The organism is Embleya sp. NPDC059237 (genome assembly GCF_042754105.1).
GTDB lineage: Bacteria > Actinomycetota > Actinomycetes > Streptomycetales > Streptomycetaceae > Embleya.
The window spans coordinates 194,313-210,787 of sequence record NZ_JBHZAE010000017.1 but is presented as its reverse complement, the minus strand read 5'-3'; the positions used below and the strand labels follow the sequence as shown (position 1 = coordinate 210,787).

The 16,475-nt window shown below is 72.0% G+C and carries 11 protein-coding genes; 10 read left to right on the top strand and 1 reads right to left on the bottom strand.

What is annotated here, in order from left to right:
• Nucleotides 1–42: 42 nt before the first annotated feature.
• Both murJ and ACFXKZ_RS39490 read left to right on the top strand, forming a co-directional pair.
• Nucleotides 43–1,695: a murein biosynthesis integral membrane protein MurJ gene (gene murJ, locus ACFXKZ_RS39495; RefSeq protein ID WP_380008504.1), complete on the top strand. Its 1,653-nt coding sequence runs from the start codon at nt 43–45 to the stop codon at nt 1,693–1,695.
• Nucleotides 1,679–2,812 (top strand): glycosyltransferase family 4 protein, encoded by a 1,134-nt coding sequence (locus ACFXKZ_RS39490; RefSeq protein WP_380008501.1) that lies wholly within the window; start codon nt 1,679–1,681, stop codon nt 2,810–2,812. The genes murJ and ACFXKZ_RS39490 overlap by 17 nt, the downstream gene beginning before the upstream one ends.
• A gap of 276 nt (nt 2,813–3,088) precedes the next feature.
• Here the strand turns inward: ACFXKZ_RS39490 and ACFXKZ_RS39485 are convergent, their stop codons facing one another.
• Nucleotides 3,089–4,912: a glycoside hydrolase family 15 protein gene (locus tag ACFXKZ_RS39485; protein WP_380008498.1), complete on the bottom strand. Its 1,824-nt coding sequence runs from the start codon at nt 4,910–4,912 to the stop codon at nt 3,089–3,091.
• Nucleotides 4,913–5,665: 753 nt separating this feature from the next.
• Between ACFXKZ_RS39485 and ACFXKZ_RS39480 the strand changes: the two genes are divergently transcribed.
• The 8 genes from ACFXKZ_RS39480 to ACFXKZ_RS39445 all read left to right on the top strand — a co-directional run bounded on the left by ACFXKZ_RS39480 (nt 5,666) and on the right by ACFXKZ_RS39445 (nt 16,275).
• On the top strand, nt 5,666–7,342 hold the full coding sequence (locus tag ACFXKZ_RS39480; RefSeq protein WP_380008634.1) for a CTP synthase: 1,677 nt from the start codon (nt 5,666–5,668) through the stop codon (nt 7,340–7,342).
• Nucleotides 7,343–7,578: 236 nt separating this feature from the next.
• The gene (locus tag ACFXKZ_RS39475; RefSeq protein WP_380008495.1) at nt 7,579–8,220 is read left to right on the top strand and encodes an NUDIX domain-containing protein; all 642 of its coding nucleotides are present in this window, start codon (nt 7,579–7,581) and stop codon (nt 8,218–8,220) included.
• A gap of 175 nt (nt 8,221–8,395) precedes the next feature.
• Complete coding sequence (locus tag ACFXKZ_RS39470) at nt 8,396–10,516, top strand: tetratricopeptide repeat protein (RefSeq protein WP_380008492.1); 2,121 nt, start codon at nt 8,396–8,398, stop codon at nt 10,514–10,516.
• 200 nt (nt 10,517–10,716) lie between these two features.
• Nucleotides 10,717–11,835, top strand: a complete 1,119-nt coding sequence (ald, locus tag ACFXKZ_RS39465; RefSeq protein WP_078977799.1) for an alanine dehydrogenase — start codon at nt 10,717–10,719, stop codon at nt 11,833–11,835.
• 476 nt (nt 11,836–12,311) lie between these two features.
• Nucleotides 12,312–13,193 carry a tyrosine-type recombinase/integrase gene (locus ACFXKZ_RS39460; protein WP_380008631.1) on the top strand — a complete coding sequence of 294 codons (882 nt, stop codon included), beginning with the start codon at nt 12,312–12,314 and terminating at the stop codon, nt 13,191–13,193.
• A 381-nt stretch (nt 13,194–13,574) separates the two neighbouring features.
• Nucleotides 13,575–14,549 (top strand): ParA family protein, encoded by a 975-nt coding sequence (locus ACFXKZ_RS39455; RefSeq protein WP_020555592.1) that lies wholly within the window; start codon nt 13,575–13,577, stop codon nt 14,547–14,549.
• The gene (locus ACFXKZ_RS39450; RefSeq protein WP_380008488.1) at nt 14,534–15,094 is read left to right on the top strand and encodes a hypothetical protein; all 561 of its coding nucleotides are present in this window, start codon (nt 14,534–14,536) and stop codon (nt 15,092–15,094) included. The genes ACFXKZ_RS39455 and ACFXKZ_RS39450 overlap by 16 nt, the downstream gene beginning before the upstream one ends.
• Nucleotides 15,095–15,234: 140 nt before the next feature.
• Complete coding sequence (locus ACFXKZ_RS39445) at nt 15,235–16,275, top strand: segregation and condensation protein A (protein WP_380008485.1); 1,041 nt, start codon at nt 15,235–15,237, stop codon at nt 16,273–16,275.
• Nucleotides 16,276–16,475: the final 200 nt, after the last annotated feature.

Genomic DNA, 16,475 nt, shown 5'->3' with positions numbered 1-16,475 from the left:
GGTCGGTCGCCGGTGACCGCCCCTCGCGACGACGTTTCGGTGGTGGGCGGCTCCGGTGCCACGCGGGCGGTTCGGGGGCTGGCGGGGGCCGCCGCGTTGATGGGGCTCGTCACCGTGTTCGCGCGGTTGGCCGGGTTCGGGCGGCAGTTGGTGTTTTCCGGGACCGTGGGCGACACCGCTCTCGGAACCGCCTACAGCACCGTCAACTCCGTTCCCAACATTGTCTTCGAGATCGTCGCCGGCGGGGCGCTCGCGAGTGTCGTCGTGCCGGTGCTGGCCGGTCCGGTGGCCCGGGGCGCCCGCGAGGACGCCGGGCGGATCGCGTCCGCGCTGCTGACCTGGGTCGTGCTGGTTCTGACGCCGATCGTGCTGCTCGGGGCGTTGCTGGCGCGGCCGATCGCCGAGGTGTTGCTGGCCGGCAAGGCCGACGGGCCCGGGGTGGTGGACGTGGCCGCGCGGATGTTGGTCGTGTTCGTGCCGCAGGTGCTGCTGTACGGGGTCGCCGTGGTCGCCGGCGGCATCCTCCAGGCGCATCGGCGCTTCCTGGCCGGCACCCTCGCGCCGCTGGTGTCCAGCCTCGTGGTGGCCGGCACCTATCTGCTCTTCGCGAACCGGTACGACGTCGACCTCGACGACCTCGCGCACCTGCCCCGCGGCGCCGAATTGACGCTGTCCCTGGGGACGACGGCGGGTGTGCTGGCGCTGGCGCTCGTCACCGTCGTGCCGCTGCGCTCGACCGGGCTGCGGCTGCGTCCGACGTTGCGCTTTCCGGACGGGGTGGGCCGCCGGGTACGCACCCTCGCGCTGGCCGGCGTCGCCACGCTGGTCGCCCAGCAGGCCGCGACGATCGCGGTGATCCTGCTCGCCAACGGGCGCGGGACGCACGGGTCGCTCGTGGTGTACCAGACGACCTGGATGGTGTACCTGCTGCCGTACGCGGTCCTGGCCGTGCCGATCGCCACCGCCGCCTTCCCGCGCCTGAGCGCGCACGCGCACGACGGCGACCGGGACGCGTTCGCCGACGCCGTGGCCGCGACGACCCGGACCGTGCTGCTGGTCGGCGCGGCGGGCACCACGCTGCTCTTGGCCGCCGCGGCGCCGGTGGGGCGGTTCTTCGCGCTGTTCATGGCCGGCTCCACCGAGGCGGACCAGATGGCGTGGGCGCTGGCCGCGTTCGCCCCCGGGCTGATCGGGTACGCGCTGGTCGCGCACCTGAGCCGGGTGCTGAACGCGTCCGGGCACGGGCGGGCCGCCGCCGGGTGTGTGGTGGTCGGCTGGTGTGTGGTGGTGGTCGCCGACGTGATCCTCGCGTACGTGTTGCCCGCGCGCTGGACGGTGGCCGCGCTCGGCCTCGGCAACTCGATCGGGATGACCGTGGCGGGCCTGCTGCTGGCGTATCCCGTCGCCAGGACGGCCGGGCCCCGGGCACTGCCGATGCGGGCGCTGGGCCGGGCGGCGATCGCCTCGGTGGTCGGTGCGGCGGCCGGTGGCCTGGTCGGATTCGGGGTGTCGCGGGCATTGGGCACCGGGGGCATCGTCTTTACGTTGATCATCGCGACGGTTGCCGCCATCGTGGGCACCCTGGTGTTCGCGGGAGTCGTCCTCGCCACCGTCGGCGAGGCCGTGAAGGCGGCGTTGCCCGGGCGGCGGACGGCCGAAACGGAAGGGGAGCAGCGACGTGGACACGACGACTGAGTCGCGGGAGCGTACCGAGCCGGCCCGGCTGCGGGCCGTCCTGGTGCTGGCCACGTCCACCGGCGGGATCGGCGCGCACGTGCGCTCGCTGGCGGCCGGGCTGGTCGGGCGCGGGGTCGCGGTGACGGTCTGCGGGCCGGCCTCGACCGAGGAGCACTTCGACTTCGCGGGTACCGGCGCGCGGTTTCGGGCGGTGGAGATCCCGGCCGCGCCGCGGCCCTCGGACCGGGGCGCGGCGCGCGAGTTGCGGGCGGCGTGCGCGCACGCGCACGTGGTGCACGCGCACGGGCTGCGCGCCGGGTTGGTGGCGGGCAACGCGCTCGGTCGGCATCGCGTGCGGCGGACGCCGTTGGTGTTGACGCTGCACAACGCGGTGTTGGCGGGCGGCGCGAAGGGTGCGCTGACCCGGGTGCTGGAGGGGCGCGCGGTACGGGCGGCCGACGTGGTCCTGGGCGCGTCGGCCGATCTGGTGGACCGGGCGCGGCAGTTGGGGGCGCGGGACGCGCGGCTCGGCCCGGTGTCGGCGCCGCCGTTGCCGCCGGCGTCCCGGGACCGGGGCGCGGTGCGGGACGAATTCGCGGCGGGGGATCGGCCGTTGGTGGTCGCGGTGGGCCGGTTGGCGGCGCAGAAGGCGTATCCGGTGTTGCTGGACGCGGCGCGGGAGTGGGGCGAGGTCCGGCCGGCGCCGTTGGTGGTGGTCGCCGGGGACGGGCCGTTGCGCGAGACGCTTCAGGAACGTATCGACGCCGAGTCGTTGCCGGTTCGGTTGCTGGGGCATCGGTCGGATGTGGCCGACCTGTTGGGCGCGGCGGACGTGGTGGTGTTGCCCAGCCGGTGGGAGGCGCGGGCGCTGGTCGCCCAGGAGGCGCTGCGCAACGGGGTGCCGCTGGTGGCGACGGCGGTCGGGGGAGTGCCGGAACTCGTCGGCGAGGCGGCGGTGCTGGTGCCGTACGGCGACGCCGAGGCCCTGGCGGCCTCCGTCACCGCGCTGCTCGCCGACCCGGACCGCCGCAGCGAACTCGCGGCCGCGGGCCCGGTCCAGGCCGCCACGTGGCCCGGCGAACGCGAAACCATCGCCCAGGTCCTCAGCATCTACGAGGAACTGGGCCCGGTGTAGCCGGCCCCGGCCCCGGTCCGCCCAACCCGCCCCACGCACGCCTCCCGGCCGGCCCCCGCCGCCGACCGCCCGGCGTGGCCCGCCCCTCGGCTCAACGTCGACGCGGGCGACGAACCGGTCGGCTCGTCGCCCGCGTCGGCGTCGGTGGATCGGGTGGGGGTCGTGGTGTCCGGAGGTACCACCCGGAACCGGTACGCACACCTGCACAGCGCGCCCACCGGCTTCGAACGCCACACCGAATCGGGCCGGCCCGCGGGATCCCGCGCGACCCGGCCCCTACTCCGCCGCCACGACCGCCCCCGCGCGCATCGTCGCGGTCAGCCGCAGCGCCGTGTCGATCAACGGCACGTGGCTGAACGCCTGCGGGAAGTTGCCCACCTGGCGCTGGAGGCGCGGGTCCCATTCCTCGGCGAGCAGGCCCAGGTCGTTGCGCAGCGCGAGCAGGCGTTCGAACAGCTCGCGCGCCTCCTCGACCCGGCCGATCATGGCCAGGTCGTCGGCGAGCCAGAACGAGCAGGCCAGGAAAGCGCCTTCGTCGCCGGGCAGGCCGTCCAGGCCGACGCTGGTGCCGTTGGTGGGGTAGCGGCGTACGAAGCCGTCCTCGGTCAGTTCGCGCTGGATCGCCTCGATCGTGCCGATCACCCGTTTGTCCTCCGGCGGCAGGAAGCCCACCTGCGGGATCAGCAGCAGCGAGGCGTCCAGCTCGGTGGAGCCGTAGTACTGGGTGAAGGTGTTGCGCTCGGCGTCGTAGCCGTACGCGCACACCTCGCGGTGGATCTCCTCGCGCACACCCTTCAGGTGCTCCAGCATCTTCCCGGTGTCGGAGTCCTCGGGCTGGTCGACCAGCATCTTGATGGTGCGGTCCACCGCGACCCACGCCATCACCTTGGAGTGCACGAAGTGCCGGCGCGGCCCGCGCACCTCCCAGATGCCCTCGTCCGGGTCGCGCCAGTGCTGCTCCATGTAGTCCATCAGCTTGAGCTGGAGCGCGTGCGCGTGGTCGTGGCCCTCCATGCCGGCGACCCGGCCCAGGTGCAGCGCGTCGACGACCTCGCCGTAGACGTCGAGCTGGAACTGCTCGGCGGCGGCATTGCCGATCCGTACCGGGTGCGAGCCCTCGTAGCCGGGCAGCCAGGTCGCCTCGTACTCGGTGAGCCTGCGCTCGCCGCCCACGCCGTACATGATCTGCAGATTCTCCGGGTCGCCCGCCACCGCCCGCAGCAGCCACTCGCGCCACGCCTTGGCCTCGTCCACGAAGCCTGTCTTGAGCAGCGCGCCCAGCGTCATCGCCGCATCCCGCAGCCACGTGTAGCGGTAGTCCCAGTTGCGCACGCCGCCCACGTCCTCGGGCAGCGAGGTGGTCGGCGCGGCGACGATGCCGCCGGTGGGGGCGTACGTCAACGCCTTGAGCGTGATCAGCGAACGCACCACCGGCTCGCGCCACGGGCCCTGGTAGGTGCAGCGGGTCATCCAGTCGGCCCAGAACGACTCGGTGTCCGCGAGCGCGGCGAGCGCGTCGGTGCGCAGCGGGCCGTCGACGTGCGAGGGATGCCACGTGAGGGTGAACGTGACCCGGTCGCCCTCCCCGAGGGTGACGTCCGAATAGGTGGTCAGCCCGCGTCCGTAGGTCTCGGTGTCGCTGTCGAACCACACCGCGTCGGGCCCGGCGACCGCGACCGTGCGGCCGTCCGCCTCGCGGCGCACCCAGGGCACGACCTTGCCGTAGTGGAAGCGCATGCGCAGCTCCGAGCGCACCGGCACCTGGCCGGACACGCCCTCCACGATCCGCACCACCACCGGCGCGCCGACCAGGGCGTCGGCCGGCGGCATGAAATCGATCACCCGAACGGTGCCCCGGGGGGTCTCCCACTCCGATTCGAGGATCAGCGAGTCGCCGCGATAACGGCGGCGTGTCGCGGGGCCGCCGGAGAGCGGCGCGACCCGCCACGAGCCGTGTTCCTCGCTGCCGAGCAGGCCGGCGAACACGGCGGGCGAATCGAAGCGGGGGAGGCAGAGCCAATCCATGGAACCGTCGCGGCCCACGAGAGCGGCGGTTTGCATGTCCCCGATGAGGGCGTAGTCCTCGATGCGGCTGGTCACGGGCAGCGCTTTCCGTTCCTGGTCGTCCTGGTGAGGCCGGTGGTCCCGTCGTGCGCGGCGGGGATCGGCCGGGGGGCTGGGCGCGTACGAGGGGTCGGCTCGTACGGGTTGCTGTGTTCGGTGCCGGCGGGTCGTGCTGCGTGCCGGTACCGGTGGGTCGTGCTGCGGGTGCTGCTGCGGGTGGTACGTACCCTGCGCGCCGATGTCGTGTTCTGGTCGGCGATCGATCGATTCGTTGCCTCGGTTGCCTTGATCGATTCATTCCAGGGTGCACCACGCGCGCGTGATCGACCGCCGGAACGGTGGTCGGATCGACCGGTACTCCCGAAATGTCGTCCCGTCGGGATCCGGGGGACGCGCACCCGTCGCGCGCGTGGGTTCCGCTGCGCGCGGGTGTCGGCGAACGGAGAGAGGCTCGCGCGCCGCCTGCGTAGCATAGTGCGCCGTCGGCGCTGAAACGTGCCTGCTTTCGCCGACCCGATCGTTGACTCTGCGTGGAATCCGACTCGGCCGTTCCGTCGGCATGCGTCCGGATTCTCCCGTGCGTCGTCACTCTGGGCAATCGCCGGGTGGTGTCGCAGTTGTTCCGCCCCGGGTGCGGGACCTCGACCCCCGACGCTGTTAGGCTGGTATCCCGTGGACTTGGTGGGACTGTTCCGGGCCCGCGTCGGCCCAGCAGCGTCCCCTTCGATATCCCTCGGATGTCCCCAGGACATCCCCCTTCATCGCAACCACGGGAGCCCTTCCTTGGCAGTGCCTCAGACGCCCAGTCGCACCCGGCAGGCGAAGCACCTCTTCGTCACCGGAGGCGTCGCCTCCTCGCTTGGCAAGGGGCTCACCGCGTCGAGCCTCGGAGCGCTCCTCAAGGCGCGCGGCCTGCGGGTCACGATGCAGAAGCTCGACCCCTACCTCAACGTCGACCCCGGCACGATGAACCCGTTCCAGCACGGCGAGGTGTTCGTCACCAACGACGGCGCCGAGACCGACCTGGACGTCGGCCACTACGAGCGCTTCCTCGACGTCGACCTGCACGGCTCGGCCAATGTGACGACCGGTCAGGTCTACTCGACGGTGATCGCCAAGGAGCGCCGCGGCGAATACCTGGGCGACACCGTCCAGGTCATCCCGCACATCACGAACGAGATCAAGTCGCGGATCCGGGCGATGGCCGTGGCCGACGTCGACATCGTGATCACCGAAGTCGGCGGGACCGTCGGCGACATCGAGTCGCTGCCCTTCCTGGAGTCGATCCGCCAGGTCCGGCACGAGGTCGGCCGGGACAACGTCTTCTTCCTGCACGTCTCGCTGCTCCCGTACATCGGCCCCTCGGGCGAGCTGAAGACCAAGCCGACCCAGCACTCGGTCGCCGCGCTGCGCAGCATCGGCATCCAGCCCGACGCGATCGTGCTGCGCGCCGACCGCGCGGTGCCGCAGGACATCAAGCGCAAGATCTCGCTGATGTGCGACGTGGACGAGGAGGCCGTGGTCGCGGCCATCGATGCCCCGTCCATCTACGACATCCCCAAGGTGCTGCACTCGGAGGGCCTGGACGCGTACGTGGTGCGCCGGCTCGGGCTGAACTTCCGGGACGTGGACTGGACCGAATGGGACGACCTGCTGCGCCGGGTGCACCAGCCCGAGCGCGAGGTCACCGTCGCGCTGGTCGGCAAGTACATCGACCTGCCCGACGCCTACCTCTCGGTCACCGAAGCGATCCGCGCGGGCGGCTTCGCCAACAACGTGCGCACCCGGATCAAGTGGGTGACCTCGGACAACACCGCCACGCCCGAGGGCGCCGCGCGCGAACTCGGCGACTGCGACGCGGTGCTGATCCCCGGTGGCTTCGGCGACCGGGGCGTCGAGGGCAAGGTGCAGGCGATCGCGTACGCCCGCGAGCACCGGATCCCGACCCTGGGCATCTGTCTGGGCCTGCAGTGCATGGTGATCGAGGCCGCGCGCAACCTGGCCGGGCTCGACGGGGCCAACTCGCTGGAGTTCGACTCCGAGGCCGCGCACCCGGTGGTGGCCACCATGGCCGACCAGCTCGACATCGTGGCGGGCCAGGGCGACCTGGGCGGCACGATGCGGCTCGGGCTGTACACCGCGGACCTGGCCGAGGGCTCGATCGCGCGCGAGGTGTACGGCGCGGCCCGCTCCGAGGAGCGCCACCGGCACCGCTACGAGGTCAACAACGCCTACCGGACCCGGCTGGAGGAGACCGGCCTGGTCTTCTCCGGGCTCTCCCCCGACGGCCGACTGGTGGAGTACGTCGAACTGCCGCGCGAGCAGCACCCGTACTTCATCGCGACCCAGGCCCACCCGGAGCTGAAGTCGCGCCCGACGCGCCCGCACCCGCTGTTCGCGGGCCTGGTCGCGGCGGCGGTCCGCCGGATCAAGGGCGAGGACCGGGTCGTGGAGACGACCTCCTGACCGATCGCCCGCCGTAGGTTCGCTCGACGCGCCCGACCGCTCGACCCGCCCGAGCGCTCGACGACCCGGGAAGCCACCCACCCGCGCACGCGGGCGGGTGGCTTCCCGGGTTTCGCCGGTCTTCGGGGTCGGTGCGATCACGGTCCTGCTCGTGGCCGGCGCGCGGTCGAAGACCATTAGGCTGGCCGATCGGGGCGGCGGTATTCGGCCGGCGGCCGGGTGAGAGGGAGCGCAACGTGAACGACCCGCGGATTCGGGCGAGGATCGGCGACACCCCCGAGTCGTGGCCGGTCTCGGCGAGTGAGACGCCGTTTCGGGGGCGGGTCTGGTCGATGCGCAGCGACGTGGTCGAGATGCCGGACGGGAGCAGCGCGCGGCGCGACTACCTGGACCACCCCGGCGCGGTGGGCGTGGTGGCGCTGGACGAGCAGGGGCGCATCCTGGTGCTGCGGCAGTACCGGCATCCCGTGCGGCAGAAGTTGTGGGAGATCCCGGCCGGGTTGTTGGACGTGGCCGGCGAACATCCGCTGCACGCGGCCCGGCGGGAATTGTTCGAGGAGGCGCACCACGAGGCCGCCGTCTGGAACGTGCTGGTGGACATCTACACCACACCCGGCTCCTCGGACGAGGCGATCCGGGTGTTCCTCGCGCGCGGGTTGTCCGAGTCCACCGCCGAGCGGTTCGCGGTGGAGCACGAGGAGGTCGGGATGGAGCTCGCCTGGCTGCCGGTGGACGAGGCGATCGAGCTGATCCTGGCGGGCGAGCTGCACAATCCGACACTGGTTTCGGGAGCGTTGGCGCTGGCGGCCGCGCGGGCGGGGGACGGGTTGGACGCGCTGCGGGCCGCGGACGCGCCCTGGCCTGCTCGACCGTTCTGACCGGCCGCGGTCGGGTCCTGGTGGGCCCGGGATATTTGTGCCCACTCGCCCACCCGTCGCCTCGGGGGCGAAAGGCTGCGGATTTCGTGACTCGGGGTTGGCGAGTCGGGCCCTGTGGGCCCGTGCGTGGTCGTAATCTGCGCGATGGGTGTGGGTGAGACAGGGGGCGTCTGCGGTGGGTGTGACCGGGGAGTCCGAGGTCGCGTGTGCGTCGACCGAGGGGCTGGTTCCCGGAATGCGCGCGCCGGTCCCGGCGTTGCCCGCGATCGTGGACCAACTGCCGCCCGGCGGACCCGACTTCGTCGGGCGTACCGACGAACTCGACACCCTCTATACCTGGGTGACCGGACCCGGCGCGGCGATCCCCGCGCAACTGGCGCCGACCGACCCGGAGCACCCCGGCACCACCCGCACGGTGTGGCTGCCCCGGGACCGGGTGGTCGCGATCACCGGACCGGTGGGCGTGGGGCGGACCGAGTTCGCGGTACGGCTCGCCCATCGGCTGGCCCCGCACTTCCCCGACGGGCGGCTCTACGCCCGGCTCACCGGGCCGCGCGGTGAGCTGATCCCGCCGGGCGACGTGCTGGAGTCGATGCTGTACGCGCTCGGCACGGCGAGCATCCCCTCCGCGCACGAGGAGCGCATCCGGCTCTTTCGCGAGCACCTGGACGGCAAACGGTTCCTGATCCTCCTCGAGGACGTGACCGGGACGCCGCAGTTGCGGCCGCTGCTGCCGGAGAGCCCGACCGCGCTCGTCGTGGTCACCTCGGTGGCCCCGCTCACCGGCCTGGGGCGGGCCGCGGCGGTGCGCAGTTGTGCGCTGGACATGCTCGACCCGCGCGCCGCGGCCGAACTGCTCGGGAACCTGGCCGGGCACACCCGGGTCGCGTGCGATCCGCGGGCCGCGGACGAGTTGGCCGCGCTGTGCGACCACCACCCGGCGGCGCTGCGGATGGCGGGCGCGTGGTTGCGGGCCCGGCCGCGCTACGCGATGGCCGACGTCGGGCGGCGGTTGCGGGCCGAGCGGTTGCGGCTGCACGAGCAGGCCGGGGACGACCTGGCGGTGCGGGCGTGCTTCTCGCTGATCCATCGTGAACTGGTGCCGTCGGCCGCCCGGCTGTTGCGGCTGCTCGCGCTGGTGCCGGGGCGCGAGTTCGGCGCGGACGCCGCCGCGGCGCTGGCCGACTGCGGGCCGGACGCGGCGACGCGGTCGTTGATCGAGCTGCGCGAGCTGCACCTGCTGGAGCAGGGCTCGGTGCCGGGCCGCTTTCGCTTCCACGATTTGGTGCGCGGCTATGTACAAGAGCGCCTGGACGCGGAGGAGCGGCCCGGCGAGCGGCGCAACGCCCGGGTGCGGCTGCTCGACCGGTATGTGCGCCTGGCCCGCTCGGCGGAGCGGATCATCATCGGCACGGGCGGTCCGGACCCGGCCGCCGACGTGCGCTTCGACAGCGCCGACGAGGCCCGCGCGTGGTTGCGCGACGAGCGGCCCGAACTGCTGGCCGCCGCCCGGGTGGCCGCCGCGGCCGGACTGGACGCGGCGACCCGCCGGCTGGTCTCGGTGCTCACCCGGCTCCTGGACCGCCGCGCGCACTGGAGCGACGTCCGCGAACTGCACGAACTCGCGCTGACCACCGCGCGCCGGGCCGGCTCCGGCCGGCAGGAGGCGGTGGCCCTGCTCAATCTGGGCAACCTGCACGTCGCGCGCGCGGAGCTGGAGGAGGCGCTGTCCTGCTACCGCGCCGCGCTGGAGGTCTCCCGCGGACTGGGCGACCCGGCCGGCGAGGGGCGGGCGATGGTCAACCTCGGCAATGCCTACGCCGACCTGGGCGACCTGCAGCGGGCCGCCGACTGGTACGACCGGTCGCTGTTGCTGCGCCGCACCATCGGCGACGCGGCCGGCCAGGCGCGGGTGCTCTCCCACCTGGGCCGGCTGCACGCGCGGATGGGCCGCTTCGAACAGTCGGTGCGCGACCACCGGGCGGCGCTCGGGGTGCGTCGGCGGATCGGCGACCCCGCCGACATCGGCCGGGTGCTGGCCGACATCGCCGCCGTGCTGGGTGAGGCGGGCCGGGTGCCGGAGGCGCTGACGGTGTACCGCGACGCGATGGAGGCGTTTCGCGCGGCCGGCGACGAGCGGCTGGAGGCGCTGGCGCTGTTGCAGAGCGCCGAGCTGGCGCTCGATTCGGGCGACGCCCGGGACGCCCGATCGCGCCGCCGGCAGGCATTGGCCCTGCTCGTGGACGCGGGCGCGCCCGAGGCCGACGAGGTTCGCCGCTTCCTGGGTGACGAGTAGACCCCTTGTGGGTACTCGCTGCTGTCCAAAGTTTTGGGCGCAACCTACGAAATAGACAAGCGGTCCGGTCCTCACTGCCACTTTGTAAGGTTGGCGGGGGGTTCCAACCGCACTAAGCTAGGGACACCACGAGGTACAGCGTGCTTTCGCATGCTCGGGCTCGCTGGTGCCCAACCCTCTGTCGACAGGACTTGATAGCCGTGAAGGTCGGTATCCCCCGCGAGGTCAAGAACCACGAGTACCGCGTGGCGATCACGCCCGCCGGCGTGCACGAGCTGGTGCGCAACGGTCACGAGGTCTTCATCGAGCACGACGCCGGCGTCGGCTCGTCCATCCCCAACGAGGAGTACGTGGCCGCGGGGGCGACCATCCTCGGTACGGCGGACGAGGTCTGGGCGACCGGCGAGCTGATCCTGAAGGTCAAGGAGCCGATCGCCTCCGAGTTCGGCCGGCTCCGCAAGGACCAGACGCTGTTCACCTACCTGCACCTCGCCGCAGGCAAGGAGTGCACCGAGGCCCTGCTCAACGCCGGGACCACGTCCATCGCCTACGAGACGGTGCAGCTGCCCAACGGCGCGCTGCCGCTGCTCGCGCCGATGTCCGAGGTGGCCGGTCGGCTCGCGCCGCAGGTCGGCTCGTACCACCTGATGGCGCAGGGCGGCGGTCGCGGCACCCTCATGGGTGGCGTCTCCGGCGTCTACGCCGCGAAGGTCGTCGTGATCGGCGCCGGTGTCTCGGGGATGAACGCCGCGGCGATCGCGCTCGGCATGCAGGCCGAGGTGCTGCTGCTGGACCGGAACATCCAGGCGCTGCGCGATGCGGACCGGATCTACCAGGGGCATCTGCAGACGGTCGCGTCGAACACGTACGAGATCGAGAAGGCCGTGCTGGACGCGGACCTGGTCATCGGCGCGGTGCTGATTCCGGGTGCGAAGGCGCCGAAGCTGATCACCAACGAGCTGGTGTCGCGGATGAAGCCGGGCTCGGTGCTGGTCGACATCGCGATCGACCAGGGCGGGTGCTTCGAGGACTCGCACGCCACGACGCACGACGACCCGGTGTACAAGGTGCACAACTCGATCTTCTACTGCGTGGCGAACATGCCGGGTGCGGTGCCGCACACGTCCACGTATGCGCTGACGAATGCGACGCTGCCGTACATCGTGCAGTTGGCGAATCGTGGGTGGCGTGAGGCGGCGAAGGCGGATCGGGCGCTGGCGCTGGGTCTGTCGACGCATGAGGGTCGGCTTACGAACGCGGCTGTGGGCGAGGCGCTGGGGATTGACGCCGTTTCGCTCGAAGAGGTCCTGGGTTCCTGACCTTTGCTTGGTCGGGCTTGAGGGCTGCGGTTTACCTGCTTGGCCTCAAGCGCCGGCCGGGCTGGGGTTGGCTTGGCCGGGCTTGAGGGCTGCGGGTTGCGTGCTTGGCCTCAAGCGCCGGCCGGGCTGGGGTTGGCTTGGTTGGGGCTTGAGGGTTGCGGGTTGCCTGCTTGGCCTCAAGCGCCGGCCGGGCTGTGTGGCCTCATGCGCCGGCCGGGCTGGGGTTGGCTTGGTTGGGGCTTGAGGGTTGCGGGTTGCCTGCTTGGCCTCAAGCGCCGGACGGGCTGAGTGGTCTCAGGCGCCGGCCGGGTTGCGTGGTGGTTTGGCTGGGGCTTTCGGGCTTCGGGTTGCCTGCTGGGCTGAGGTTGGTCTGGTCGGGCGGTTGGTTGGTCTCTGGTCGAGGCCGTGCGCATGCCGTACACCCCCAATGACGTGGGTGTGCGGCATGTGGTGTTTTGGGCGCCAGAATTAGGGGCGTGGAGACTGTTGTTGAGGAGTATTTGGGGTATTTGGGGCTTCGGCGTGGGTTGGCTCGCAATACGTTGATTGCTTATCGGCGGGATCTTGGGCGGTACCTCCTCTATGTGCGTGGGCTCGGGATCGAGGGGTTGGGCGGGGTTCGGGGCGCGGATGTGTGGGGGTTTGGTGGGGCGTTGCGGGATGAGGGGTTGGCGCCGGCTTCCGTGGCGCGGGCGCTTGTGGCCGTGCGCGGGGTTCATGCGTTTGCGGTGAGTGCCGGGTTGGTTGCCGTGGATGTGGCGTGTGGGGTTGCCGCGCCGGATCCGGTGGTTTCGGGGCGGCGGCGTGGGGATGTGCTCTCGGCGGAATCGGTGGAGGCGTTGTTTGTTGCGGCCTCGGCTGCCTCCGGGGTGTTCGGGCTTCGGGATCGGGCCCTGGTCGAGGTGTTGTATGGATGTGGGGCTCGGGTTTCGGAGGCGGTGGGGGTGGACCTCGCCGATGTCGATTTGGCGGCCGGAACGATCGGGCTCCGCGGTTCGGGTGGGCGGCGGCGGGTCGTGCCGTTGGGGGCGAGTGCCCTGGCGGCGCTCGATGTGTACCTGCTGCGGGCGCGCCCGGAGCTGGCCGCTTCGGGTTCCGGTGGCGCCGCCGTTTTTCTCAACGCGCGAGGCGGCCGACTGTCACGGCAGAGCGGATGGGCCGTGCTTGCCGACGCGGCCGGCCGGAGTGCTCCGGAGCGGGGCATCTCCCCACGTACACTTCGGAGTTCGTTCGCCACACATTTGCTCGACGGTGGGGCCGATGTCCGGGTCGTCCAGGAACTCCTGGGTCATTCCTCGGTGTCCACGACCCGAGTCTACGTGCGCCAAACCCCCGATGAACCACATCAGATGTACTGAGGATCCCACCCTCGGGCGCTTGACTGGATCACCTCACATGTTGCATACGTCGGGCGGTTCGCCTTGCTGCGACCGTCCGCAACGCCATAGAGTCGCGATCCGTCGGCAAGGACTCAGGCTGACGAAGCAAGAAATGACCTGGTCGGCAAGGAGGTAAGACGACTTGTGAACGAGTCGACATTTGCTCCCGGGGGTGCCCAGCCAGGGGCGGCGCCGGGCCGTGCAGCGCCGACTACCTCTTCCTACGGGCCCGCCGACGGCCCGCAGGACCAGCAGGGGACGCGCACGGACGCCGCCGTCCAGGCGGGCCACACCGCCCCGGCCGGCCAGGCCGGGCCCGACGGGCTCGATGGCCCGGACGCGCACGAGTACGCCTACGATATGTACTACTACGACGACGAGTTGCGCTACGCCGAGGAACTGCGTGGCGGACCGTTCGACCCCGACGCGGACTACGAACCGGATCCGGAATACGCCGCGACCCTCGCTCCCGACGCCGCCACGCAGCGGCGCGAGCGGGTCGGCCCGACCGGCCGCGCCCTTCCCTACTTCCCGATCCCGGCGCCGGTGAGCGAACACGGGCCGGCGAAGATCATCGCGATGTGCAACCAGAAGGGCGGCGTCGGCAAGACCACGTCGACCATCAACCTGGGTGCCGCGCTGGCCGAATACGGTCGCCGGGTCCTGCTCGTGGACTTCGATCCCCAGGGCGCGCTTTCGGTGGGCCTGGGCGTCAACCCCATGGAGCTCGAACTCACGGTCTACAACCTGCTGATGGAAAGCCATCTCAGCGCGGACGACGTGCTGCTGAAGACGATCATCCCCGGCATGGACCTGTTGCCCAGCAACATCGACTTGTCGGCTGCCGAGGTGCAACTGGTCACCGAGGTCGCCCGCGAGACCACACTCTCGCGCGCGATCCGGCCGCTGGTCAACGACTACGACTACATCATCATCGACTGCCAGCCCTCGCTCGGTCTGCTCACGGTCAACGCGCTCACCGCGGCGAACAGCGTCATCGTGCCGCTGGAGTGCGAGTTCTTCGCGCTGCGCGGCGTGGCGCTGCTGACCGAGACGATCGAGAAGGTGCACGAGCGGCTGAACCCCGACCTCGTGCTCGACGGCATCCTGGCGACGATGTACGACGTCCGCACCGTGCACGGCCGCGAGGTCCTGGCCCGGGTCACCGAGGCGTTCGGCGATCAGGTCTTCCACACGGTGATCGGGCGCACCGTCAGGTTCCCCGAGACCACCGTCGCGGGCGAACCGATCACCACCTACGCCTCCAACTCGGTGGGCGCCGCCGCCTACCGCCAGCTCGCCAGGGAGGTGCTCGCCCGGTGTCGCGCCGAGTGAGTCTCCCGGGTGCCGACGAGCTGTTCCGCACCACCGGCGGCGCGATGTTGCGACAGCAGCAGAGTGCCGGCGGCGACGCGGGAGAGCAGCGCGGCACCGTACCCGCGCAGGTTCCACCGGTCGGGGCCACACCCGACAGCACCGAGCGACACGAGTCGTCCGGTGCGGACGGCGGATCCGGCGAGGCCGAACAGCACGCCGTACAACATCCCGTGCCCGGTCGCCGCGAGGCGCCCACGCCGTCGGGGGCGTCGTCGATGTCCGCCGCCGCCGCGGGGGTCGACCCGACCGCGCGTCCGGCCCATCGGCGCACCCGTGCGCAGCGCCGCCCGAGCGGGCGCGAGCGACACGACGAGAAGATCACCGTCTACGTCTCCGCCGAGGAACTGATGGACCTCGAACACGCGCGGCTGAGCCTGCGCGGCGACTACGGCTTGGCCGTGGACCGCGGGCGGATAGTGCGCGAGGCGGTCGCGGTGGTCCTGGCCGACCTGGAGGCGCGCGGCGAGGCGAGCATTCTCGTCCGCCGGCTGCGTGGCTCTTAAGCGACAAACCCGATTCGAGCGGTTGCCCGCTCGGTGAAGTCTCGACGGACCCGCCGGTCCCCTGAGTGGCCCAATTCGGACCACCGCCCGGCGGGTCCGTGCCGTTTCCCGCAGTCGCGGCCCGCACCATTGAGCGCACGATGTCCGACACCCACGGTTCCGCCCGCCCCCGACGCGCGCTCGGGCGCGGCCCGGGCCGGCCCGCCGCTTCGGTCGGGCCGGACGGGTCGCCGCCGCCGACGTCCGCCGCCGGGGCCGGGGCCGGATCCGCCGATCCCGAGGCGGGGCCCGCCCCGGTCCGCGTCCCCGGGCCCGCCTCGCCCCCGCCCGCCGAGGCGCCGGCGCCGATTCCGGTACCGGACGACGGCACCGGCTTCCGGGTCAGCCTGGACAACTTCGAGGGCCCGTTCGACCTGCTCCTCGGCCTGATCGCCAAGCACAAGCTGGACGTCACCGAGGTGGCGCTGTCCCGGGTCACCGACGAGTTCATTGCGCACATCCGGGCCCAGGGGCCGGACTGGGACCTCGGCCAGGCCACCGAGTTCCTGCTGGTCGCGGCCACCCTGCTCGACCTCAAGACGGCCCGGCTGCTGCCCGCCGCCGAGGTCGAGGACGCGGAGGACCTGGCCCTGCTCGAAGCCCGGGACATCCTGTTCGCCCGGCTGCTCCAGTACCGGGCGTACAAGCAGATCGCCGGCATCCTGGCGGACCGCTGGGCCGAGGAGTCCCGCCGGTATCCGCGCGACGTGCCGCTGGAGCCGCGCTACCAGGGGCTGCTGCCGGAGGTGGTGATCACCACCGACCTGGAGCGGTTCGCCCGGATGGCGGCCAAGGCGATGACGCCGAAGGCGCCGAAGGTGGTGTCCATCGAGCACATCCACGCACAGCGGGTGAGTGTGCGCGAGCAGGCGGCGATAGTGGTCGAGCGGCTGCGCCGGATGGGCAGCGCGACCTTCGCCGAGCTGGCCGCCGACGCGCCGGACACGCTGCACGTGGTGGCCCGGTTCCTGGTCCTGCTCGAACTCTTCCGCGAGTTGGCGGTGGGGTTCGACCAGGTCGAGGCGCTGGGGGAGCTGACCGTGAAGTGGATCGCGGGCGCCGCCGAGGACGTGGCGGTGAGCGCGGAGTTCGACGAATTCGACACCGTGCTGCGGGACGCGGACGAGGAGGAGGGCACGTGAACGACGACGGCCGGCGGCGCGAACCGGGACTCGAACCCGGGGGCGAACCCTTGGTCGACTCCGGGGTCGAATCCGCCGTGGGACCCGAGGCCGCCCCCGAGCACGATCCGCCGCCGGCGCCCGCCGAGGCCGCGGTGCCCGCTCCCCGGGCTGCGCGGGCCAAGACCCCGCCCCCCACCCTCCCGGTGTCCGACAGTCCG

Coding starts and splice junctions, on each gene's coding strand:
- ACFXKZ_RS39455 (WP_020555592.1), top strand. CDS start 13,575: ATGTACTACTACGACGACGAGTTGCGCTACGCCGAGGAACTGCGTGGC.
- ACFXKZ_RS39445 (WP_380008485.1), top strand. CDS start 15,235: ATGTCCGACACCCACGGTTCCGCCCGCCCCCGACGCGCGCTCGGGCGC.